The sequence below is a fragment of the Myxococcus sp. AB025B genome, assembly GCF_006518215.1.
Taxonomy (GTDB): Bacteria; Myxococcota; Myxococcia; order Myxococcales; family Myxococcaceae; genus Myxococcus; species Myxococcus fulvus.
Genome location: NZ_SRLW01000015.1, coordinates 36,916 through 59,205, shown reverse-complemented (window position 1 = coordinate 59,205; position 22,290 = coordinate 36,916). Strand labels below are relative to the sequence as shown.

The 22,290-nt window shown below is 70.1% G+C and carries 16 protein-coding genes; 3 read left to right on the top strand and 13 right to left on the bottom strand.

Features of this window, described 5'->3' with window-relative positions:
- Positions 1–364: 364 nt before the first annotated feature.
- Positions 365–1,363 carry a hypothetical protein gene (locus FL311_RS04340; RefSeq protein ID WP_141323655.1) on the top strand — a complete coding sequence of 333 codons (999 nt, stop codon included), beginning with the start codon at positions 365–367 and terminating at the stop codon, positions 1,361–1,363.
- Between the two features lie 249 nt (positions 1,364–1,612).
- A complete protein-coding gene (locus FL311_RS46065; protein ID WP_141323653.1) occupies positions 1,613–4,804 on the top strand; it encodes a PAS domain-containing protein in 3,192 nt (1,063 codons plus the stop codon).
- A gap of 19 nt (positions 4,805–4,823) precedes the next feature.
- Here the strand turns inward: FL311_RS46065 and FL311_RS04330 are convergent, their stop codons facing one another.
- The 13 genes from FL311_RS04330 to FL311_RS04270 form a co-directional block, all read right to left on the bottom strand.
- Positions 4,824–5,069, bottom strand: a complete 246-nt coding sequence (locus FL311_RS04330; RefSeq protein ID WP_141323651.1) for a hypothetical protein — start codon at positions 5,067–5,069, stop codon at positions 4,824–4,826.
- Between the two features lie 420 nt (positions 5,070–5,489).
- Entirely contained in the window at positions 5,490–5,879 is a 390-nt protein-coding gene (locus tag FL311_RS04325; protein ID WP_141323650.1) for a hypothetical protein, read from the bottom strand.
- A gap of 266 nt (positions 5,880–6,145) precedes the next feature.
- Entirely contained in the window at positions 6,146–8,407 is a 2,262-nt protein-coding gene (locus FL311_RS04320; RefSeq protein WP_141323648.1) for a molybdopterin cofactor-binding domain-containing protein, read from the bottom strand.
- A gap of 10 nt (positions 8,408–8,417) precedes the next feature.
- The gene (locus FL311_RS04315) at positions 8,418–8,882 is read right to left on the bottom strand and encodes a (2Fe-2S)-binding protein (RefSeq protein ID WP_141323646.1); all 465 of its coding nucleotides are present in this window, start codon (positions 8,880–8,882) and stop codon (positions 8,418–8,420) included.
- Positions 8,879–9,532 (bottom strand): hypothetical protein, encoded by a 654-nt coding sequence (locus tag FL311_RS04310; protein WP_046714905.1) that lies wholly within the window; start codon positions 9,530–9,532, stop codon positions 8,879–8,881. Before FL311_RS04310 ends, FL311_RS04315 begins: the two co-directional genes overlap by 4 nt.
- A 310-nt stretch (positions 9,533–9,842) precedes the next feature.
- Entirely contained in the window at positions 9,843–10,316 is a 474-nt protein-coding gene (locus FL311_RS04305) for a hypothetical protein (RefSeq protein WP_194869050.1), read from the bottom strand.
- A gap of 2 nt (positions 10,317–10,318) precedes the next feature.
- Positions 10,319–11,365, bottom strand: coding sequence for a hypothetical protein (locus FL311_RS04300; RefSeq protein WP_141323644.1), 1,047 nt, complete (start codon positions 11,363–11,365; stop codon positions 10,319–10,321).
- Positions 11,366–11,491: 126 nt separating this feature from the next.
- Positions 11,492–12,043 (bottom strand): response regulator transcription factor, encoded by a 552-nt coding sequence (locus tag FL311_RS04295; protein ID WP_046714908.1) that lies wholly within the window; start codon positions 12,041–12,043, stop codon positions 11,492–11,494.
- Positions 12,030–13,412 (bottom strand): ATP-binding protein, encoded by a 1,383-nt coding sequence (locus FL311_RS04290; RefSeq protein ID WP_228556667.1) that lies wholly within the window; start codon positions 13,410–13,412, stop codon positions 12,030–12,032. The genes FL311_RS04295 and FL311_RS04290 overlap by 14 nt, the downstream gene beginning before the upstream one ends.
- Before the next feature lie 115 nt (positions 13,413–13,527).
- The gene (locus tag FL311_RS04285) at positions 13,528–14,046 is read right to left on the bottom strand and encodes a hypothetical protein (RefSeq protein ID WP_141323642.1); all 519 of its coding nucleotides are present in this window, start codon (positions 14,044–14,046) and stop codon (positions 13,528–13,530) included.
- Between the two features lie 47 nt (positions 14,047–14,093).
- Positions 14,094–15,074 carry a HEAT repeat domain-containing protein gene (locus FL311_RS04280; protein WP_141323641.1) on the bottom strand — a complete coding sequence of 327 codons (981 nt, stop codon included), beginning with the start codon at positions 15,072–15,074 and terminating at the stop codon, positions 14,094–14,096.
- A 7-nt stretch (positions 15,075–15,081) separates the two neighbouring features.
- Positions 15,082–16,293, bottom strand: coding sequence for a hypothetical protein (locus FL311_RS04275; protein WP_141323639.1), 1,212 nt, complete (start codon positions 16,291–16,293; stop codon positions 15,082–15,084).
- A 121-nt stretch (positions 16,294–16,414) separates the two neighbouring features.
- On the bottom strand, positions 16,415–17,743 hold the full coding sequence (locus FL311_RS04270; protein ID WP_141323637.1) for a glycoside hydrolase family 2 TIM barrel-domain containing protein: 1,329 nt from the start codon (positions 17,741–17,743) through the stop codon (positions 16,415–16,417).
- An 82-nt stretch (positions 17,744–17,825) separates the two neighbouring features.
- Here FL311_RS04270 and FL311_RS04265 point away from each other — a divergent pair, with 82 nt between their 5' ends.
- A complete protein-coding gene (locus FL311_RS04265; protein WP_194869049.1) occupies positions 17,826–22,268 on the top strand; it encodes a hypothetical protein in 4,443 nt (1,480 codons plus the stop codon).
- Positions 22,269–22,290 lie beyond the last annotated feature (22 nt).

Genomic DNA, 22,290 nt, shown 5'->3' with positions numbered 1-22,290 from the left:
GCGCAGGTCCTCCACCATCGGCGTGGGCCCCAGCACCGCCCCCGTCAGCGACATCACCTCCCGCTCGCGCACCGAAGGAGCCTGAGGCTCGGCCTCCACCCGCTGCGACGACACGAGGACCAGCGACACCAACGCCGCGCTCCAGGGCTTCTGACGTGAGGACATGACGCGCAGCATTCACAACCTCCCGCGTCTGCTTCAAGCCGCAAGGCGCCACGGACCTCGCGGTACATCCGACTACAATCGTTGCTGTGTTTTATCTGCGTCCGCTTGAGTTCCACGCGAGGGGATGGCACACGGGCGGCCCATCCCAGGGCGGCGACACCAGCCGTGGCGCCGTCCTCACCCCGTGGAGGCCCAGACGATGCGTGGGAATCTGAAGCAAGCCATTCTGTGGACGTTGCCGGCGGCCCTGTTGAGCGCGTGTGGTGGAGCGCCCCAGGCGCCCGCCTCCGACGACGCGCCGCTGGAGCAGGGCCAGGCGGGGCTCGTGTCCGCGCCGCCGACACCGCCCAGCGGGAACATCGCGGACAGCGTCGTGGACCAGGGTGTGCTGCCCGTGGGCGGCGCGGTGGCCGGCTACCCGGGCTCTCAGCCCGGCTACTTCGGCTACACCGTCCAGGCGAACGCGGGCGCGCAGCTCCGGCTCGAAGTCACGCACCTGGGCAGCTCCATGTACCTGGACACCGGCCTGTTCCTCTACGGCCCCAAGGACGCCAACGGGAGCTTCGGGGTGACGCCGCTCGCGCAGGACGACGACTCGGGCTACGGCACGCTCAGCAAGGTGGAGCTGGTGACGGTGCCGAAGACGGGCGAGTACCTGGCGGTGGTCGGCTTCGTGAACGCCGCGAACAAGCAGTTCCGCCTCGCGGCCTCGTGTGTCGGCGGCACCTGCCTCGTCAACCCGCCGGCGCCGCCCGCGGGCCTCACGCTGAGCTGGCTCGAGCAGCCCATCACCGAGCGCCTCCAGTCCGTGGTCGACCAGGGCAATGCCTGGTTCGAGAACGAGACGGGCTCCCTGCGCCGGCTCGACTACTACTGGACCTTCACCGGGCAGGCCACGCTGGACCAGGCCGTCCAGGCGGTGCTCGCCCAGGGTCGCTACCAGGTCTACCGCAGCGACCCCGCGCCGGCGGTGCTCTCCCTGTCGGAGACGAGCAGCTCCATGTGGTTCCAGTTCCGCCCGCTGCTGCCCGTCATCCTGGAGACGTACGGCAACGGGACGGAGACGGTGCAGGTGAAGCGCTACTTCCGCGAGTACTCCACCGGCCCCAACGGAGACACCCACCGCATCCTCTACATCATGCTCTTCCCCCAGTCGTACAAGGTCATCGTCTTCGAGCAGACGTGGCACGAGCTCTGACGCACGCCTGAGGGCAGACGGCCCGGCGGGCGCAAGTCCCCCGCCCCCCGGTGCCATGCGTCCTCCACTGTCACCCGACGACCGCGGGCTCGCCTCCTGGGGGGCCCGCAGCTCCCCGGTGACGGGGAGGATGTACAGACTCGCGGTGGGTGGGGTGTGCCCGGAAGCGCGCACGGGCACGGCCCACCCACCACTCATCCTGGGTGGAGCCGGCTGGGGGAACACCGTGTGCGGGGACCAGGCGCCAGCGTGACGGACGAGGAGGCCATCGAGGGTATCTCCCCGGAGCAGTCCCGCTTCTTCCTCGAAACGATGGTCGCGGGGGCGCCCGTGGGCCTGGCCTTCGTCGACCTGGAGCTGCGCTACATCCACATCAACGAGGCGCTCGCGGAGATGAACGGCCTGCCGCGCCACGCGCACCTGGGCCGCAAGGTCCGCGACGTGGTGCCGGACCTGTGGCCCGTCATCGAGCCGCACTACCGACAGGTGCTGGAGCACGGGCAGCCGGTGCGCAACCTGGAGATTGTCGGCGCCACGGCCAAGGCGCTCGGCGTCCCCCGCAGCTTCGTCGTCAACTACTTCCCCGTGCGAGACGCGGGGGGCGCGATGCAGGGCGTGGGCATCACCGTCGTGGAGACGACGGAGCACAAGCTCGCGCAGCAGGCCAACCGGCTGAATCAGGAGCGCTTCCGCTCGCTCGTGGAAGCCACGGCCCAGCCGGTGTGGACCACGGATGCGCAGGGGGAGCTGACCGAGGCGGCTCCCCGCTGGATGGCCTTCACCGGACAGTCGCGGGGTGCCCACCTGGGGCTCGGCTGGCTCGACGCCATCCACCCCGGGGACCGCGGGCGCTTCGTGGCGGAGTGGCGCTCCGCCTTGAAGACAAGCGAGCCGTACCGCGGGGAGGTGCGCCTGCAGCACCGCGACGGGACGTGGCGGGACGTCATCCTCCGGGGCGTGCCGGTGTTCGACGACGACGGCCTGGTGCGCGAGTGGATGTCCACGGCCGAGGACGTCAGCGAGCGCAAGCAGGCGGAGCAGGAGCTGCGGCAGACGACTCGCGCGCTCGAGGCGAGTGACGAGCGCTACCGGACCTTCCTGGCCCAGAGCACGGAGGGCATCTGGCGCATGGAGTTCGACGCGCCGCTGGACACGCGCCAGCCGGAGGACGCGCTGGTCGACGCCATCATCCGCACGGGCCACATCGCGGAGAGCAACGAGGTGATGGCGCGGATGAGCGGCTTCGACTCCGCTCGCGAGCTGGAGGGCGTGTCGCTGCGCGAGCTCATCCAGCGCGCGGGGGGCTCGGCCGACGCCATCCGCGCCTTCGTCCAGAAGGGCTTCCGGGTGCAGGACCTGGAGACGCGCCAGCGGGACAGGAAGGGCCTGGAGCGGGTGCGGCTGTCCAACTTCGTGGGCGTGGTGGAGGACGGCTGGCTCGTGCGGGTGTGGGGGACGCAGCGGGACGTGACGGAGCAGGCCCAGGCGCAGCGGGCGCTGGAGCAAAGCCGGATGCAGGCGCGCCAGCGGGAGCACCAGCTGCGCACCATCACCGACGCGCTGCCCGCACTGGTGGCCTACCTGGACCCGGAGGAGCGCTACCTGTTCTGCAACCGCGCCTTCGAGACCTGGTTCGGCGTGAAGCCCAGCAGCGTGGTGGGCAGGACGCTGCGCGAGGTGGGCGGGGAGCTGCTCTATCCCGTCTTCAAGGCCTGGGTGCGCCGCGCCTTGTCGGGAGAGCACGTGGCCCACGAGACGGCGCTCAGCCTGCGCGACGGCCGGCAGATCCATGTCCAGGCCACCTTCGTGCCCAGCGAGGACGCGCGCGGCCGCATCCAGGGCTGCGTGGTGCTCATCCACGACATCACGGACCGCAAGCGCACGGAGGCCGAGGTGGAGACCCAGCGCGCGCGGCTCTACGACGTGTTGATGAACGCGCCCGCGTCCATCGCCATCCTCTCCGGGCCGGAGCAGACCTTCACGCTGGTCAACCCGAACTTCCAGCGGCAGTCACAGAACGCGGAGCTGGTGGGCACGTCCCTGAGGGACCTCGCGCGGGAGAGCGAGCAGGGACAGGCGTACTCGCTGGCCATCGACGAGGTCTTCGCGTCGGGGCGCCCGATGAAGCTCACGGAGATGCCGCAGCTGTTGAACCTGAACGACAAGGGGCTGGAGCAGCACTACTTCAACATCGTCTACCAGCCGCTGCGGGACGCGCGGGGCGAGGTGGACTCGGTGCTGTCGTTCTCGCTGGACGTGACGGACCAGGTCCGGGCGCGCTATCAGGCCGAGGAGCTGGCCGCGCACCAGGCGAGCCAGCAGAAGTGGCTGGAGTCGCTGCTGCACCTGACGCCGATTGCCCTGCTCATGATGGAGCCGGGTACGGGGAAGGTGCTCTTCGCCAACCAGGCGGCCCATCAGCTCGCGGGCGGAGAGCTCGCGCTCGGCGTGCCGGTGGAGCACTACGGCACCGTCTACAACGTCATCGACGAGCACGACGCCACGCTGCCCAACGAGCGCATGCCGGGAGCACGCGCGGCGCGGGGTGAGACGCTGCGACGGGAGCCCATGCGCTGGCGGGTCGCCTCAGGACAGGTGCGCGACATCCTGGTGGACTCCGAGCTGTTGCCCGCGATGCACGGCCATCCGGCGACGGTGGTGCTGGCGCTCCAGGACGTGACGCGGCTGAAGGACACGGAGGTGCGGCTCCAGGAGGCGGTGCGCCTGCGCGACGAGTTCCTCACGGTGGCCTCGCACGAGCTCAAGACGCCGCTGACGCCGCTTCAAATCAAGCTCCAGGGGCTCGCGCGCGAGGCTGGCTCCTCCACGTCCGAGGAGCACCTGCGGCAGAGCGTGATGCGGGCGGCGGAGAGCACGTCGCTGCAGGTGCGCAAGCTGGCCGCGCTCATCAATGATTTGCTGGACGTGACGCAGCTCGCGGGCTCGCCCTTGCCGTTGGAGCTGGGGCGGGTGGACCTGTCCGCGGTGGCGCGCGAGGTGGCGGAGCAGCTCCGGGCGCAGGCGGCGCAGGCGGACAGCGTGCTCGAGGTCGAGGCGCCGGTGGCGGTGGTGGGACGGTGGGATGCGCGCAGATTGGAGCAGGTGGTGCGGGGGCTGGTGTCCAACGCCATCAAGTACGGGCCGGGAAGGCCCGTGCGCATCCGGGTGGAGGAGCGCGCGGGGCGGGGACGAATCCTGGTGAGCGACGAGGGCATCGGCATCGCGTCCGAGGACCTGGAGCGCATCTTCGAGAAGTTCGGCCGCGCCGTCCCCGCGCGCAACTACGGGGGACTGGGGTTGGGCCTCTTCATCAGCCGCCGGATTGTAGAGGCACACCAGGGCACCATCCGCGCGGAGAGCCGGCGGGGCCACGGCGCCACGCTCATCGTCGAGCTGCCGCTCACCGGGCCCGAGCCCACCTCGCCGCCGTCGATTCACTGAACGGCGCGAGCCTTGCGCTTCAACGACAGTTGAGCCGGGGGCCTGCGGGGGTCTGCCGACAGCCGCAGATGCCCAACTGGCCCGTCGACTGCCACACACACTCCAGCACGTTGAGACGACAGGACAATCCCTGAACCTCCTCGCACGCGGGCAGCGGGTCCAGGGAACTCGACGACGCCTCGGTCTCGTCGGCCGGCTCCATGCCACCGCCACACCCCGCGAGCATCGACACAGCCAGCAAGCCACGAATGACAAACGCCTTCATGCCACCTCCAGGGACCGCGCATCCGCCAACCCCCCAAGCCTATCCCGCGCGTTCGAACCCCTGACGAGCAATCTGGACGCCCCACCCCAACCATCGACTACCTGACACTTCACCAGGAGGTGTCTGCCTTCACCCGCCACCACGAACCACACCGAGGGTTTCACGCGAATCGGAGAAAGCATGCGAGGACTTCTCGGAGGACTGTCGCTGCTCGTCACCCTGACGCTGCTCGGCTGTGGAGGGGAGGATTTGAGGCACTCCCTCACCTGAGTCAGCTACGACCGAAGGCTTCGCGGAACACGGCGTGCTCGCGGCCCGTTTCCCTGCCCGAGCGCCAGTGTCGTCGTCCGCGGCGACCAAGTGGACGAATGCTGTTCACCTCGCGAGGTGAGGGGGGCCCTCGGGACGGCGGCCGATTTCCTACCAAGACAGCTCAGCCTTGGCCTTCAACATCTTCATGAATCTCGAGAACTCTGTCGCTGAAGCAAACTGCAGCTTGTTGCAAGAGACCTCCGCGCCGCTTTCAAGAATCTCATTCCATTCGGCTTTGCCGGTAAGCGAGGGCAGCACGTCAACAACGGCTCGAACGCCGCGAAACTCAATATCAGCATCTATCTTGCTTCGTCGAACGTGAAGCCGACCAATACTGGCTGCCTTTCGTCTGGCTGCGGCCGCGTTCACCGCCTTGATGAGGACGATATTCTCCCAGACATCCACGGCCGCCCGTCTGGCACGCGCCTTCGGGACGATCACCAAGACGATGTGGGCCGAAAACCACTTCTCTCGCGCACGCTTAGCCACGGTGGCCACGACAGGACTCCTTACATGCCCCGGCCAGTACCGCCATGACTCCCATCAACAGCGTCATTCGGTTCGTCACAGCGTCTCCAAGGCAAGACCTCAGGTGGAACTTCACCAACGTCGTCCACATGAGCGGCGTGGAGCGACCGTGTCGGAGGGGGCCCACGTCTCTGTCCGAGCGCCACCGTCTTCACACGCAAGAGCCTACCAGGCGCCTGCTGAGCCACTCACTCCATGAGGAAATCCTTCAGCCCGCTGACGTAAGCCGCCTGGAGTCAGACGGGAACCGTCCGAACGATGGGCAGATCCCTCACGCGCGTGCCCGTGAGGGCGAAGAGCGCATTGGCGATGGCGGGGGCCACCGGCGGCACGCCCGGCTCGCCCACGCCACCCGGGGGCGCGTCGCTCTGGATGATGTCCACGTGGATGGCCCGGGGCGCCTCGGCCATGCGCACCAGCTTGTAGTCGCGGAAGTTCGACTGCTCCGTCGCGCCGCCCTTCATCGTGATGGCGCCGTAGAACGCCAGGCTCATGCCGAAGATGACGGAGCCCTCCATCTGCGAGCGGACGCGGTCCGGGTTCACCACCAGCCCCGCGTCCACCGCCACCCACGCCTCGTCCACGCGCGCCCGTCCCGCCGCGTCCTTCTTCATCGACACCACCACGCCCACGTAGCTCAGGAAGCTGCGGTGCGCGGCGAGCCCCAGCGTGCGGCCGTTCTTCTCCCGCTCGCTCCAGCCCGACATCGCCGTGACGCGCTCGATGACCCCGCGCAGCCGCGCCGCGTTCACCGGATGAGCCTCCACCGGCGCGCCGTAGTTCGGCAGCGCGCTGACGCCCAGCTCCGCCACGGACACGAGCCGCGGAGGCCCAATCACCTCCAGCAGGTTCTCCCGCGGGTCCATCCCCCGCGCATGCGCCAGCTCGTCCATGAACGAGCCCACCGCGAAGCCGTGGAAGATGTTGTTCACCGAGCGCAGCCAGCCGATGCGCACCTTCGCCAGCGCCTCGCCCATCTCCGCTCGCACGTTCGGAATCGCCAGCGCCAGGTCCAGCACGCCCTGGTTCAAGTCCCTCGCCACCGGCCCCGTCACGTCCTCGGAGAACGTGGAGCGGATGGCCGGGAAGGACGTGCGATGCAGCCACGCCGTGGGCTTGCCCGCCGCGTCCAATCCACAGCTCAGCCGCTGCGCGCTGGCCGAGTGGTAGTAGTCATGGCGGATGTCGTCCTCGCGCGTCCACTGCACGCGCACCGGCACGCCCGCCATCTTCGCCAGGTGCACCGCCTCCGCGACGAAGTCCGCCTTCGACTTGCGCCCGAAGCCACCGCCCAGCAGCGTGACGTTCACCGTCACCTTGTCCTCGGGAAGCCCCGACGCCTGCGCCGCCTCGGTGCGCGCCGCCTGCGGATGCTGCGAAGGCGCCCACACCTCACAGACCCCATTCGCCACCCGCGCCAGCGCCACCGGCGGCTCCATGGGCGCGTGCGACAGGTGCGGCGCGTAGTACTCCGCCTCCACCACCCGCGCGGCGCTCGCGAGCGCCTTGTCCACGTCCCCCACCGTGCGCGCAGGCTTGCCCGGCACCCGCACCGACTCCAGCAGCGCCTCGCGATACTTCACCGAGTCATATTCGGCGTTGGGACCGTCCTCCCAGGTGATGTCCAGCGCCGCGCGGCCCCGCATCGCCGCCCACGTGTTCTCCGCCAGCACCGCCACCCCGCCCCAGCCCTGGAAGACATAGGGCCGCTTGGGCACGGGCAGCTCCAGCACCTGCTTCACGCCCGGAATCGCGAGCGCCTTCGCCGCGTCGAAGCGCACCACCTTCCCACCGACGACGGGAGGCCGCGCCACCACCGCGATGAGCATGCCCGGCAGCTTCACGTCCGCGCCGAAGACGGCCGTGCCCGTGACATAGGCCGGCCCATCCAACAGCGGCAGCTCCTTGCCCACGTAGCGCAGCTCCGACGAGGGCCGCAGCGCCACCGACTCCGCCTTGGGCACCGGCAGCTTCGCCGCGTCCGCCACCAGCTCCCCGAAGCCCAGCGAGCGGGAGCTCCGCTTGTGGAACACCGCGTGCTCCCTCGCCTCGCAGTCCGAGGCCGGCACCTTCCAGCGACGCGCCGCCGCGGCCACCAGCATCTCCCGCGCCGTGGCGCCCGTGCGGCGCAGCGACTGGTACACGCCCCGGATGCTGCTGGAGCCATCCGTGTTCTGGTCGCCGTACACGGCGTCACCCACGGCCTGCACCACCTTCACCCGCGCCATGTCCGCGCCCAGCTCGTCCGCCACCACCACCGGCATCGAGCTGCGGATGCCCTGCCCCATCTCCGAGCGGTGGCAGACGATGGTGACCTGCCCATCCGAGGCGATGTGCACGAAGACGTTGGGCTTGAGCTCCGCGGGCTTGCCCTTCGCGCCCGGGGCCGCGCCCGCCAGCGTCACGGTGGGCACCACGCCCAGCGCCAGCCCTCCCACCGAGAGGTTGAGCCCTTCGAGGAAGGAGCGCCGGGAAATCAACTCAGGCTGTTGGCTCATCGCGTCCTCGTCACTTCGCGTCGGGCGTGCCCGCGGCCTTCTTCACGGCCGCGCGGATGCGCGTGTACGTCCCACAGCGGCAGAGGTTGCCCGCGAGCGACTGGTCGATGTCCTGGTCCGTCGGCCGCGGCTTCTTCACCAGCAGCGCCGCCGCGCACATCAGCTGTCCCGACTGGCAGAACCCGCACTGCGGCACGCCCAGCTCCACCCACGCGCGCTGGAGCGGATGGCTGCCGTCCGGCGACAAACCCTCGATGGTGGTGACGCTGCGTCCGTCCGCGCGGCGGATGGGCGTCACGCACGCGCGCACCACCTGCCCGTCCAGGTGCACGCTGCACGCGCCGCACAGCGCCTCGCCGCAGCCGTACTTCGTCCCGGTCAGCCCGAGCACGTCGCGCAGCGCCCACAACAGCGGCATCTCCGGGTCCACGTCCAGCACCTGGTCCACGCCGTTGACCTTCACGCGAATGCTCATGGCCGCGCCTCCTCGCTGGGGCACTCCGCGCCCGTCTCCACCCACGCGCCCACCAGCGCGCCGAACTGTTCCTGGGTGCCCGGCGCGGGCTCCCGCCCGGAGCCCGGCGTCCAACCCCACGCCACCAGCTCGTCATGCGCGTTGTGCTCGACGATTTGCGCCAACGTCTTGCCTCCGTTCCTCGCGGGGTCCTTGAGCTGCTCGCACACCTGCCGGGGGCTCTTGCCCACCCAGGCCATGGACAGCGGCGCCAGGTGCCAGTTCGGCGCCCCCGGCACGCGCGTCAGCGCCTGGTTGCGGTCCTGGTGACAGCCCGCGCACTCCATGCCCACGACGCCGAAGCCCTCGGGGCCTCGCGTCACGGGCGGGTCATGCGGCTTGAAGCCCATCTCCTGGAAGGGGCTGTCCCCATCCGGATGGCAGTTCGCGCAGCGCGGATGCAGGAGCACGCGACTGGCTTCGAGGAACAGCGCCCGGGAGCGCTGCTTCGGGTCCTCGATGCGCTGGAACATGTCCAGGGAGCGCAGCTCGCGGGCGTCGACCCGCGGAAGCGGCTCCCACTGCGCAGCCTCGGTATCGGGCTGACGCCGACATCCTCCGGCGCCCGCGAGGAAGAACACGGAGGCCATGACCGGAAGGGCGAGCTTCATCGCGACAAGGTTCTGGCATGTCGCCCCCCTGCTCAAGCCGAATGTTCCACGGACTCCCGCCACTGAACGTGGAGGTGGGAGTCACACGCCCCTTTCCCGCTTCACCGTGTGGCGGGGTCGCGAGGTCGACGCGTCTTGCCCACAGGGCGTCGCGCGCGCCGTGCTGGAGGCGTGGGAGGCGCCTCGCCAGGCCCCTTCCGGGTCCGCTCCGACAGCACGGCCCTCGGCGCTCGCTTGAGGCTCGGCGCCCGGGGCACCGAGGGAGCCACCACGAACATCATCCAGAGGAAGTCATACATGGGCGAGGACCTCAGAAACCTCGAAACAGGGGACGACCCTGGGACAACCCGGCCCACGGGATGGCGCACGCGACCAGCCCCATCGCGACGAGCAGCCCCAGGGCCCAGGCACGGTGCCGCGTCACCGGCACTTCCGCGCGCTGGCTCAACGCGGACCCCATGTGCGCGGCGACCAACGCCAGCAGCATCAGGGTCGGGTGTTCGATGCCGAAGAAGCGCAGCGTCGGGTGGGACAGGCTCTCGCGCAGACCGCCTTGCAGCGAGAAGGGCGTGAACGGGCTCAGGCCCGAATAGAGCACCATTCCCAACAGCATCTGCGTGTCGAAGGCGGACACGCAGAACACCTGGAGCCGCCGGTCCCCGGGCGTCCACGCGCGCCCCCCGCGCCAGCCCCACAGCGCCCTGCCCAGCGCGAGCACGCCCAGCAGCACCACCGCCCAGCGCACCCACGAATGAAGCAAGAGCACCACCGGGTACGCGCTCACGCTCACCTCTCCGCCATGGCGGGCATGGACTCAATCCAGCGCTGGAGCAGCCCGAGCCCCTGCTCGTCCACCACATGGGTGCCGATGGGAGGCATCTGGACGGGAAGTCCGCGAGCGCTCATGCGGTGGAACAAGGTGCTGCGCTTCACGTCCCCCGGCGCGATGCGAGGCACGGCGTCTCCGAACAGGCCCGTGGTGCGGAAGATGGAGCGCACGCCCACCGCCGTCTTCCACGCATCCGTCAGGTGCACCGAGCCCAGCTCCGCGGCCTCCAGGCGCAACAGCAGCCCGCCACCTCCGCCCAGCGCCAGCGGGTTGGTGTTGTGACAGGACACGCCGCAGTTCATGTGCAGGTAGCCCAGCGCCGCGCGGTCCACCTCGCTCCCCGGGATTCGCGGCGGAGGCTCGGGGGGATGGGTGAGCAGGCCCTCCTCCACCAGCTTCGCCAGCGTCAGTCCCCGCGCCGCCTCGTGCCCGAGCGCCACGGCCTCGAAGCCGAGCACCTCGTCCTCGCGCCCGCCATGGCACGTCAGGCAGTCCACCTGGCTCGGGATTTCATGGCCCGGGGTCCCCGGCACGTTCTTCTCGCCGTCGGTGAGCTCGGTGGCCTGCTGGCCATCGTCGCTCCACCGGTACGTCGTCCGCAGCCACTTGCCCTCGGGCTTCTTCCACAAGAGCCGCGTCTCGATGGGCTTCCCCTTCCAGCGGAACTCCTTCCAGAGCTTCGTGCCGGGAGGAAAGCGCCACTCGTCCGGGCGCGACGTGTCGATGCGGGTGCCAGGCGGCAGTTGGATGAAGCGCGACTTCTCCAGGCCGTCGCTCCAGAGCTGGAGCCCAGGCTCGAAGGCGCGAATCCCGGCGGCCACCGCGCGCCTCTCCCAGCCCTTGCCACCCTCGCCGTACAGGCCCGTGCAGGCCAGGTGCTGCAGCCCTCCGCCCTCGCAGACGATGCCGCCGTCCACCGCCTTCCAGCCGGCGCTCCCGCGTGAGGAGCGACGCTCACACCCTGGAGCGAGGAGGACGAGGACGACGAGGCAGACGATTCGCACGCCGCCACACTAACGAAGGGCGCGGGCCGCATCGTGCGTCTTGGTGACGCACCCCGCGTCGCCCGCCGGCTGCCGCACAGGGTGCGTGGACAGCACCAACGAAGGGGCCGGCCGCGTCGCCCCGCCTCACTGCCGCACGGGGTGCTTGGACAGCTTGCGCTGGAGGCTGCGGCGTTGGATGCGCAGCAGGCGGGCGGCCTGGGAGATGTTCCCGCCACAGTCCGCGAGCACCCGCTGGATGTGCTCCCACTCCGCGCGCGCCAGCGAGGGCACCTGGTGTTCCAGGGCAGCGGCCTCTCCGGCGGGCAGCGTGGCGCCCGCGAAGGCCAGCAGGATGTCGTCCACGTCCACGGGCTTGGAGAGGTAGTGCGTGGCCCCACGGCGCACGGCCTCCACCGCCGTGGCGATGCTCCCGTAGCCGGTGAGGACCACCATCGTCGTGCGCGCATCCAGCGCCTTGAGCTCGCGCACCAGGTCGAGCCCCGAGCCATCCGGCAGCTTCAGGTCGATGACGGCATAGCCGGGACGCACCGACGGCGCCAGCTCGAGCGCCTCCTTCGCGCTGCCCACGCCGTGCGCGGTGAAGCCCTTGCGCCCGAAGGCGCGCACCAGTCGCTCGCGATAGGGCTCGTCGTCGTCGATGACGAGCACCACCGCGGAGGTCTCAGGCCGCTGCATGGACAGGCTCCCTCCGGCACGGCAGCACGAGCGTGGCGCGTGTGCCCCGCCCCTCTTCCGTGTCCAGCTCCAGTCGTCCGCCGCACAGCTCCGCGAACGTCTGCCCCAGGAACAGCCCCAGCCCCATGCCCTGCCCCGCCGGCTTGGTGGTGAAGAACGGCTCGCCCACGCGCTCCAGCACCTCGCGGGGGATGCCCGTGCCCAGGTCCTCCACCACGAAGGCGGTGCCCTCCGCGTCGCCGTGCACGCTCAACGTGACGGGCGCCTGCGACGCCTCGCTCGCGTGCAGCGCGTTGCGCACCAGGTTGGCCAGCACCTGCACCAGCCCGCGCGTGGGGAAGAAGAGCGACACGTCGGGCCCTTGCGTGAAGCGCAGCCGCGAGAGCTCCCCGGCCGAAAGCTGCTCGCGCAGCAGCCCGAGCACCGCGCCCGTCGTGGTGCGCTCGGGCACCTCGCCGTAGGTCTGCCCCGCGCGCGCGCTCATGCGCTCCAGGATGTCCCGGCAGCGCTCCACCTGGTCGCGGATGAGCCTGGCGTCCTCGAGCGCCTCGTTCGGCTCCTCCTGGATGAGCGCCTCCAGCTCGTTCGCCGCGATGGCGATGGTGCCCAACGGGGAGCCCAGCTCGTGCGCGGCGCCCGCCGCCAGGGTGCTCAGCGAGGCCAGCTTCTCCGCCCGCGCCGCGAGCAACTGGGCGCGCACCAGCGCCTCCTGTCTGTCCCGGAGCGCCGCCGACACCCGCGCCACCATCAGCGCGATGAGCATCACCGTCAGCGCGAAGGCGACCCACAGCCCCAGCACATGGCGAGAGTGCGGCGGCATGGGGCTGGCCACATGCGCCACCTCGACCAGCGGCACGTGCCATTGCATCAGCACCATGGGCCCCAGCACGGACAGCATGCACAGGCAGACAATCCAGCGCCGCCCCAGCACGAGCGCCGCCAGCGACACGTGCACCAGGTACAGCATGGCGAACGGGTTGTCCGGCCCCCCGGAGAGCGCGAGCATCGCCGTCAGCAGCATCGTGTCGAACGCGAGCACGCCGCCCAGGTGGTGCGTCTTCACCACCGGCCCCCGGCGCAGCCACAGCGTCAGGAGCAGGTTGGACACGCCCGTCGTCGCCACCAGCGCGAGCAGCGGCACCACCGGCAGGTCGAGCATCAGCACCCGCACGGCCACGATGATGGTGAGCCCCGTGCCCGCCACCGCGTGCCAGCGCAGGCGCGCGAGCCACCGCAGCGCAATCGCGCTGGACGACAGCAGGTCCACCATGTCCTGCGCGGAGCGGTGGAACGCGGAGCGAGGCGGAGGTTGTCTCGACGCCGGCGAGCCACGCGGGGCCGCCTGCGAGTCGGAGGGCGGGCGGAACACGCCTCCTTGTAACCCGTAAGCCCCCCGTCCGCGAGCGCGTCAAGTTGACGCAGGGGCACCGGGCCAGGGAGGAGGAACACGACGCCCCGCTTCCCTGGCCGGTGCGGGGCTTCGGTTAGATGTAGCCCATCAGCTCACCACGGTCCAAGGCCTCGCCCTTCGACGTGTACGAGGAGTACCAGGACGTGTTCTTGGTGCCGTACTGGTCCTTCTGGAAGTGGGAGTGGGGACCGGTGGCGTTGCCCGTGCCGCCCAGGTTGCCGACCTGGCAGCGGTTGCACGTGCGGTCATACGAGTCACTGGTCTTGATCCAATGCCACTGACGGAAGGACCAACCGCTGCCGAGGTTGAGCTTCGCCTCGTTCTGGTTGCCGCTGCCGTTGCCGTTGCACACCACGCCCGAGGTGCGCACCGTCACGTTCCAGTAGACGGTGGCGGACACGCCCGTCTGGGCCCCCCAGTAGTTGCAGCGCGAGTTCGCCACGTCCACGGCGCCGTGGTACGTGCCGCTCGAGTAGTACGTGGTGGCCGTCACGGTGCTCGGATAGGGCGCCACGGCGGTGTACGCGAGCGCGGCCGTGGGAAGTGAGACCAGGGCCGCCAGCGCCATCAGGCGCGACTTGGAGCTACGCATCGTTGTTCCTTTCGGGCCGACTGTGCGGCCCCCAGAAGGACTGCTGCTCAGCGAGCCTGACGCAACCGCTGCTTCTCCCTCAGGAGCAGGCTCCACTCCTGAAGACCGGTACTCAACGCGCCAATCCAGGCGTCGACCTCCGCCACCAGCCGAGGGTCGACACTGCGCAGCGCCCGAAGCTCCGGCACCGCGCCCTGGAACCCCAGCCGCGCGAGGCTCTGGAGGATGGCCGTCCGCACCCCCACGTCCTGTTCGGCGCGATACAGCGCGCCGAGCGTCTGACGCGCGCGCGCCATCTCCGACGCGGGCACCCCACCCAGCGCCGTCGCCGCCGACGCGCGCACCTGCGCGTCATCGCTACCCAGCAGCGTGTGCAGCGCCCCGGCGGAGCCCGCGCCGATGGCCGCGGTGGAGATGTTGCCCAGGATTCTCGCCGTCACCTTCGCGTCATGGGACGCCGCGGCCGCCGCCACCGCCAGGTCCGACGACGGCCCGTGCATGCCCGCGTAGACGAACTGGTTGTCCTCGATGAGGTTCGTGGCGGCCTCCTCGCGGACCTGGGGCGAGGCGTCCCGCACCAGCCGCGAGTACATGTCCCCGGTGTGCTCCTCCGCGCTCGTGCGCCGCAGCGCGCGCGTGGCGGCCGCTCGCACCGCCGGGTCCGCGTCCCCGAGCGCGCGCTTCGCCACGAGCTGGAGCGTGCCCGGACTCTCGCCCCGGTCCGTCTTCGCCGCCAGGGCCGCCGCCAGGTGCTCCACCATGACGGGCTCCGTCTCGCGCTCGAAGGCCGCGCGCAGCTGCGCCTCGGGCAGCGTGACGGCGGACTCCTTCAACAGCTCGCGCAGGTAGCGCCGATACGCGGGCGACTTCGACTGGAGCCCTCGACGGATGGAGTCCATCAGCCCCTCCACCGAGCACGTCTCCGGCTGGAGCTCGGGGGGCGGCGCGGCCGGGGCCGGGAGGGACAGCAGGAGCGACGACAGGGCCAGCAGGCCAAGGGCCCGGAGAGCAGGCGAGGTGCGCGTCATGGAGAGCTCAGTCGTGATGGAGACAGCCGAGGGGGTCCTGGTCCGCCAGCGCGTTCCACACGCGCTCGAAGTCCACGACGCCGCTGGCGTAGATGCGCTCGAAGTCCTGGTACAGCGGCTGGAAGCGCGGGTCGATGAGCGCCATCTTCGCCATGACGGGCAGCGCCTCCTGTCCCGCGGCGCGCGCGGAGAAGCGGAACAACGCCCATCTCACGCACACGTCCTGCTCCGGCTCGAAGGCGCGCGTGAAGGTGTCCAGCACCTTCGTCCGGTCCTCGGACAGGGCCAGGTTGTGCGCCGCGGCGCCGCGCGCGTCGGGGCTGCCCTCGGTGGTGAGCACCTTCGCGTAGCCGTCCGTGGCGTGCGCATCCAGCACCGGCGCCGTCTCCATCGGCGTGGAGAGCGCCATGTAGCGCACGTGCTCGTCGAGCGACTGCGTGCCGATGGTCAACAGCGAGTCCAGGTAGGGCGCCGCGTTCGCCGTGCGCTCGTAGTCGTTTTTCATCACCCGGGCGATGGTCCGCGCCGCCGCCCACCCCGCCTCACCCGAGGCCGGGTCCTTGGCGAAGTCCGAGAGCTTCGACAGCGCGTCGGGGGAGAGCTGCTTCTGCGTGTCCAACGCGGACAACACCCCCGCGCGCCGCTCGGGCGACAGCTCCACGTCCAGCCCCAGCTCCAGGATGCGTCGGGACACCTCCGGCAGGTGCACCGCGTCCGAGTCCTTCAACGCCATCGCGAAGACCTTGAACTCCTTCGGCCCCGCCTCGCGCGTCCACTCCAACACCTCGCGCGCCTTGCTCGCGTCTCCGCCGATGAGCTCCGTCAGCCGCTCCTTGAGGTACATCCGGACCAGCGGGTCTCTCGACGCGAGCAGCGGCGCCGCCCACTCGCGGAACGTCTCCACGCTCACACCGTCGTTGAAGCGCTCCAGCTCCCGCCAGCAGGTGGTGGCGTCGTACCGGGGCGCCGCCTCGACGGCCTCCTCCTCTTGAGCCGCCACCAGGGCCCGCCCACCCGCGCGAGCACCCCGAAGCAGGGCACCCCCGTCAGGCGCGACGCCAACACCCGACACCGGATTCGAGGGCGCAAGACTTCCGCGCCAGAAGGTCACCACCCCCACGACCAACACCAGCAACAGCCCACCCACGAGCACGGCGACCACGCGATGGCGCGACAGCCGGCCCGAGGAGGTGGAGCGCGAAGACGATTCGGGACGCATGCCGCGCCGACCCTACTACGTGCTCCAACCACCCAGACCTTAAAATCTCAGAAATCAGATAATTACAGTATTCCTTCGAAGATACAATTCGCTCTGCCTTTCCACGACACGGCGGAACGGCTCATGGCGCAGAGGAAGTGAGCACGGAGGTGGTGGCCGTCATCAGGTTGCCGGAGGCGTCCTTCGCCAGCCCGTACAGCTTGATGGGTCCCTTCACCGCGGGGAGCTTCACGCGCCACGAGCCCGGAGTGGCCGCGGGCGTGGCGCGCAGGCGGATGACCTCCCCGCGCTCGAAGCGGGTGGCCGCGCCCCGGAAGTTGTACGCGAAGGAGATGTCCAGCGGCCGGCCCTGGGGGTCCTTCACCTCGAAGGCCACGTCCGCCCAGGTGCCCGAGGTCTCCTTCTTCACGCCCTGGACGACGAGCGCGCCCACCTCCGGCAGGGGCGTCTGCGGCTTCTGCCCGGTGTACGCCTCGCGCACGGCGTGCCACGCGGGCCGCGTCGACTTGCCCGACAGCATGCCGAGCCACAGGCTGGTGTGGTCGAACGTGGAGCTGAAGTTGAAGACGAAGAGCCCCAGGCAGTCACCGGTGCGCACGTGGGGCGCGAGCAGCGTGTTCCACGCGTCGACGATGACGGCGTACTTCTCCCGGTCATCGGGCTCGCGCGGGACGCCCCGCTCATCCTTGGGCGCATCCCACTCACCCTGCGCGCCGAACTCGGTGATGAGCCAGGGCTTGGTGGCGCCCTCCTCGCGCAGCGCCTCCGGCAGCGCCTGGAGCCCTCGTCCATAGACATTGAGGCCGTAGGCATCCAGCGACGGGACGAGCTTCTCCCACCACTTCACCGCGAGCACCCACGCATCCACCGAGATGACGGGGTGCGCGTCGTCCACCTTCTTGATGTCCCGGACCACGCCCTCCAGGAAGCGGGCGTAGGCCTCCTTCGCCGCGTCGTTGGGGCTGTTGAGGATGACCTCGTTGCCCACGCCCCACGCGAGCACCGCCGGGTGGTCCTTGTAGCGCCGCACGCTCTCCAGCGTGTCCTCGCGCTGCTTCTTCATGCCCGCCGTGTCGGTGAGATAGTCGAACGAGTCGTCGTCCTCCGCGCCGGGCTGGCCATGCCGCATCCACAGCCCGACGAGCACCTTGAGCCCGTGCTTGTGCGCCGCGTCCAGCAGGGCCTGCGTCTGCGGCCCCACTCCCCAGGTCCTCAAAGTATTGACGCCGAGCGCCGCGAGCCGCGCGCAGTCCTGCTCGTACGCAGCCGAACCCGCGCTGCCGCTGAAGGTCACCCCCTTGGCGACGTAGGGGCGGCCATCCACCTGCAAGCTCCAGCCGCCTTCCCCTTTCACCAGGGTGGTCCGGGCCTCCGCCACCGGACCGAAGGACAGCACCACCGCGAACAGCCACACCAGGACGACGCCAGGACAGCGAAGCGTAGGGGCCATGGGCGCGGAGGATAACGCCAGACAAATCGCGGGAAGAAATCCACCCGGGTCCGTTCAGCACGCCAGCAAAGGACCAATCACAATGAACTTCTTGCGAAACATCCGCCGGGACCGGCGGAGAGTCTGGGGTCTGGCGGCCGCGCTGGTGCTGGGCGCCTGTGGCGACAACGGCCTGCCGGAGACCGCCCGGCCGGCCGGAGACGCGCAGTTGGAGACGGGGACGACGGCGCAGCCGCTGGCGTTCTCCTCGCCCATGGACTTCTCGGAGCTGCGCGGGCTGCCCGCGGCGCCCGCCTCCATGGACACCACGGTGAGCGAGCTGCTCGCGGTGCTGCCCGACCCGCGCTTCGCCGACCTGCGCGGCGTGCTCCAGACGCGCCACCAGCCCACCGACAAGGTGCGCCTGCTGACGTCCTATGCGCGCGACTACCCCGTGTTCCTCAAGGGCCACCAGGCCCTGCTGCCCCAGGCCGACGGCGTCATCTCCTCCCAGAGCCCCGTCGTCACCTGGCAGACGCTGGCCGCCAACGCCTGCTCCTCCACCCACGCGTGCGCCAACCTGTTCGAGCCCACGCAGCAGGACACGGGCACCCTGGACCACAAGGTCATCGTCATCGTCGCGCCCCTCGTGGAGCTGGCCGCCCCGGTGCAGACGGGCGGCGCCACCCTCGTCGTCGCCTCCGGCGGCTTCACCTCGCGCGGCTTCTCCGTGCGCACCACGCCGGGCGCGCGCGCGCCGCAGCAGGACGCGGACCCGATGGACCGCGTCGTGCCCCCGGGCCGCGACGGCCTCAACGGCGGCAGCTTCGTGCTCTACACCAACGTCCTCAACGGCGTGCGCGTCACCACCTCCGGCCAGAAGGGCGAGGATGGCTGGACGGGCGTCGACGCCACGGGCTCCCCGCCCACCACCACCATCACCGGCAACTACGGCCCGGACCCGAAGGTGAGCTGCAGCGGCACCCCCACCGCGCAGGCCGGCCACGGCAGCAACGGCGGCAAGGGCGGCCACTCCGGCGACGTCGTCATCCGCTACACCTCGCTCATCGGTCCCGGCGTCGTCAACGAGCCCCACAAGGCCTCGCCCATCACGCCCGAGCAGTGCTTCCAGGACGAGGACGGCCCCTGCCACAGCCTGAAGTGCCGCTGGAACCCCGCCATCGCGCTGTGTGACTCGCGCACGGAGGCGGACAACACCCAGTGCAGCGACGGCAAGGACAACGACCTCAACGGCTACACCGACTGCGAGGACTACGCCTGCTCCAAGAACCCGCACGTCACCGTGTGCGCGGACGCGTCCTGGGGCCCCATCCAGCGCGAGGCCTCCGCCGAGTCCTGCAGCGACGGCAAGGACAACGACAACGACGGCAAGACGGACTGTCTGGACCCGGAGTGCAGCCAGCGCGGCTTCTGTCAGCAGAGCCGCGCGGCAAACAGCGAGTTCTCCGAGGAGGCGTGCCAGGACGGCCACGACAACGACGGCGACGGCTTCGTCGACTGCGCCGACTTCGGCTGCAAGAACTTCGCGACCACCTGCGGCACCGCGGGCGAGGGCGGCGACGAGGAATGCACGGACCTCATCGACAACGACGGCGACGGGCTGGGTGACTGCGCGGACCCGGGCTGCCACGGCAACGCGTACTGCGGCCTGGGCCCGGTGCTCCTGCTCACCACGGGCCTGGAGGAGACCACAGACGCGGCGTGCTCGGACGGCACGGACAACGACGTCGACGGTGACGTGGACTGCGCGGACAAGGAGTGCCGCTACAACCCCCGCGTGCTGAACGCCTGCGGCAGCGAGCGCACGGTGCTCAACTGCTCGGACGGCATCGACAACGACGGTGACGGCAAGGTGGACTGCCAGGACCCCGGCTGCGCCGGCAACCCCTACGTGAAGGTGTGCGAGCCGGACACCTACCCGTTCCTCCAGGAGGCCACCGCCGCCACCTGCTCGGACGGCGTGGACAACGACGGTGACTACTACTCGGACTGCTCCGACTTCCAGTGCAGCAACAGCCCGCTGGCCGGCAACGTGTGCGGCGCGCAGGAGAACACCTTCGCCCAGTGCACGGACGGCCTGGACAACGACAACGACGGATACAAGGACTGCTCCGACTCCACCTGCCGCAACAGCCCCTTCTTCGGGGACCTGGCGTGCCGGAATCAAATCCAGACCTGGCACGACGTGAGCCTGGGGGACTCCTACAACGGCCGCTACGTCGACACCCGCGCGGAGCTCGTCACCACGGCGCCGCTGTCCGGCAAGAAGGGCATCGCCGGCAAGCGGCTGTCCCGGACGGTGCAGGTGGTGGTGCAGGAGGCGCCTCCGGGCAGCTGCGAGTTCTACGACGACTACCTCTGCGTGCCTCGCGACGAGACGCGCACCTGCTACGTCGGCACCAAGGCCAACGACGGCGTGGCGGGCGCCGCGGGCACCGCCGGCACGCAGAAGGTGCTGCGCTCGATGCGCCGAGACGTGGACATGCTGCGCGCCCTGCTCGCGCCCCAGTCCTGGCGCGTGTCGCAGTCCCACGCCAACGCCCTGTTCAAGCGGGGCGAGCTGCAGCGCGCGGGCTTCCACTACCTCCAGAACATCATGGAGATGGGCGGCATCCTCGCCCAGGCGGGCCTGGTGTGTGACGAGACGCCCGCGGCGGGCCGTCCCTTCGCGGACCTGTACCTCTACGGCTCGCTGTGCCCGCTGATGGCCCACGACGTCACGCGCCTGAGCTTCCTGCAGAGCCAGCGCAACTTCTACGGCCTGGCCAAGGACACGCCCTTCAACCCCCACCTGCGCTACGAGCAGCTGCGCGCGGAGTTCGACTCGCTCTACGACGTGCTCGACAGCTCCGTGAACCAGTGGCTCACGCTGGCCAACGGCACGCAACTGTCCGCGTGGATGTCCCAGAACCAGGCCGCGCTCAACGCGGACGTCGGCGTGCTGGAGGCGGAGAAGGTGGTGGCCGACCAGCGCATCACCGTGGCGAACGCCTCCATGGCCGCGCTCCAGCAGTCCATGAACAACCGCAAGGCGGCGATTCAGCTGATGACCGAGAACATCCAGGCCACGGACCAGCGAATCACGGACCACTACAACACCAGCAAGGGCTTCGGTGAGTTCCTGCTGGACCTGGTCGGCACGGTGGCCGCGGCCTACGGCGGCGAGTTCCTGGCGGACCTGGCGGGCAAGGCGGCCGAGTCCCTGTGGAGCGAGGTGAAGAAGAGCTTCCAGTCGGAGTCCAGCGGCACGCCCGTGGCCGGCGCGGGCGCGCCCAGCAGCGAGAGCGGCTCCATCCAGACCCTGCTGTGGGACGCCATCAAGACGAGCGCCACCAACGCCGCCGCGAGCAAGCCCTTCAAGGACAAGCTCAAGAGCGGCGGCACCGAGCTGTGGGACATCGTCTCCGGCAACCAGAAGAAGCCCGCGCGCAGCATCATCTCCGACGAGGTGAAGAAGGAGATTCTCTCCCAGTCGCAGGTGGAGATGACGCTGGACCTGATGGACCTCCAGGCCCAGGTCACCAAGGCCCAGGCGGAGTACCGGCTGGCGCTGATGGAGCGGGACCTGGTGACGCTGCGCCAGCGCAACTCGGTGGCCGCGCGTGACGCGCTCAACGACATCCTGGCCTTCGGCAACGGCACGGAGCTGCGCAAGTTCGACCAGCTGCTCATCGGCCAGCAGGTGTACGCCCGCGCGCTGCGCACGCTGGACCAGCTCTCCATCCGCTACTGGGAGCTCATCCGCGTGGCCGAGTACCAGTACCTGCCCTTCGACGCGTCCACCGGCGACAGCGCCATCCCCGCGACGTTCCGCGAGAACCACGACTTCAACCTGGCCAACTACCCGGACATGAAGACGCGGCTGGTGCAGCACCTGGACAGCCTGCCCACGCACACGGTGATGAGCCTGACGCCGTACTACCGCCGCCTGGCCGCCACCGACTTCCACCCGCTCACCGTCAACGAGTCGGAGCGCATGAAGGCGCTGGGAGATCTGGTCACCGCCGGGACGACGTACCGGGCGGCGCGCTTCCAGGTGACGCCCACGGACGTGACTGCCTCCACCGTGCTGTCGCTGCGCAAGGGCCACCGCGTGCGCAACGTGCGCGTCAACGTCGTCACGGCCACGGGCGCTTCCGTGTCGGTGCCGGCGGTGCTGGTGCGCGACACCATGGACGGGTTCAAGCTCGGCAACTACTTCGCCGAGTTCGAGCTGGTGGACCGGGACGAGTACACCTCCGGCGGGACGCGGCAGGTGCTCCACTACGTGCCCTTCACCGCCTGCGTCTCCGGCCCGCCCGCGTGCGACGTCGCCGACCCGGCGTGCTCCACCCCGTTCCAGGGCGCGGCCTTCACGGACGCGTGCAGCGTGGCGCCGGGCGGCTCCACGCCGGCCAACAACTCCTTCTATGACCGGAGCCTGTTGGGCGAGTGGACGCTGCTCATCGACACGGCCAGCTTCACGGGCCTGGGCGATGTGCGCGCCGCCGAGGTCGTCTTCATGACGGCCGGCATCACCATCTAGTCGTCTTGACTCCGGGTGCGGG

What these genes read in the sequence shown, in the direction of transcription:
- FL311_RS04340 (WP_141323655.1), top strand. Translation starts at nt 365, where the DNA reads ATGCGTGGGAATCTGAAGCAAGCCATTCTGTGGACGTTGCCGGCGGCC.
- FL311_RS04330 (WP_141323651.1), bottom strand. Translation starts at nt 5,069, where the DNA reads ATGAAGGCGTTTGTCATTCGTGGCTTGCTGGCTGTGTCGATGCTCGCG.
- FL311_RS04320 (WP_141323648.1), bottom strand. Translation starts at nt 8,407, where the DNA reads ATGAGCCAACAGCCTGAGTTGATTTCCCGGCGCTCCTTCCTCGAAGGG.
- FL311_RS04315 (WP_141323646.1), bottom strand. Translation starts at nt 8,882, where the DNA reads ATGAGCATTCGCGTGAAGGTCAACGGCGTGGACCAGGTGCTGGACGTG.
- FL311_RS04310 (WP_046714905.1), bottom strand. Translation starts at nt 9,532, where the DNA reads ATGAAGCTCGCCCTTCCGGTCATGGCCTCCGTGTTCTTCCTCGCGGGC.
- FL311_RS04295 (WP_046714908.1), bottom strand. Translation starts at nt 12,043, where the DNA reads ATGCAGCGGCCTGAGACCTCCGCGGTGGTGCTCGTCATCGACGACGAC.
- FL311_RS04285 (WP_141323642.1), bottom strand. Translation starts at nt 14,046, where the DNA reads ATGCGTAGCTCCAAGTCGCGCCTGATGGCGCTGGCGGCCCTGGTCTCA.
- FL311_RS04280 (WP_141323641.1), bottom strand. Translation starts at nt 15,074, where the DNA reads ATGACGCGCACCTCGCCTGCTCTCCGGGCCCTTGGCCTGCTGGCCCTG.
- FL311_RS04275 (WP_141323639.1), bottom strand. Translation starts at nt 16,293, where the DNA reads ATGCGTCCCGAATCGTCTTCGCGCTCCACCTCCTCGGGCCGGCTGTCG.
- FL311_RS04270 (WP_141323637.1), bottom strand. Translation starts at nt 17,743, where the DNA reads ATGGCCCCTACGCTTCGCTGTCCTGGCGTCGTCCTGGTGTGGCTGTTC.
- FL311_RS04265 (WP_194869049.1), top strand. Translation starts at nt 17,826, where the DNA reads ATGAACTTCTTGCGAAACATCCGCCGGGACCGGCGGAGAGTCTGGGGT.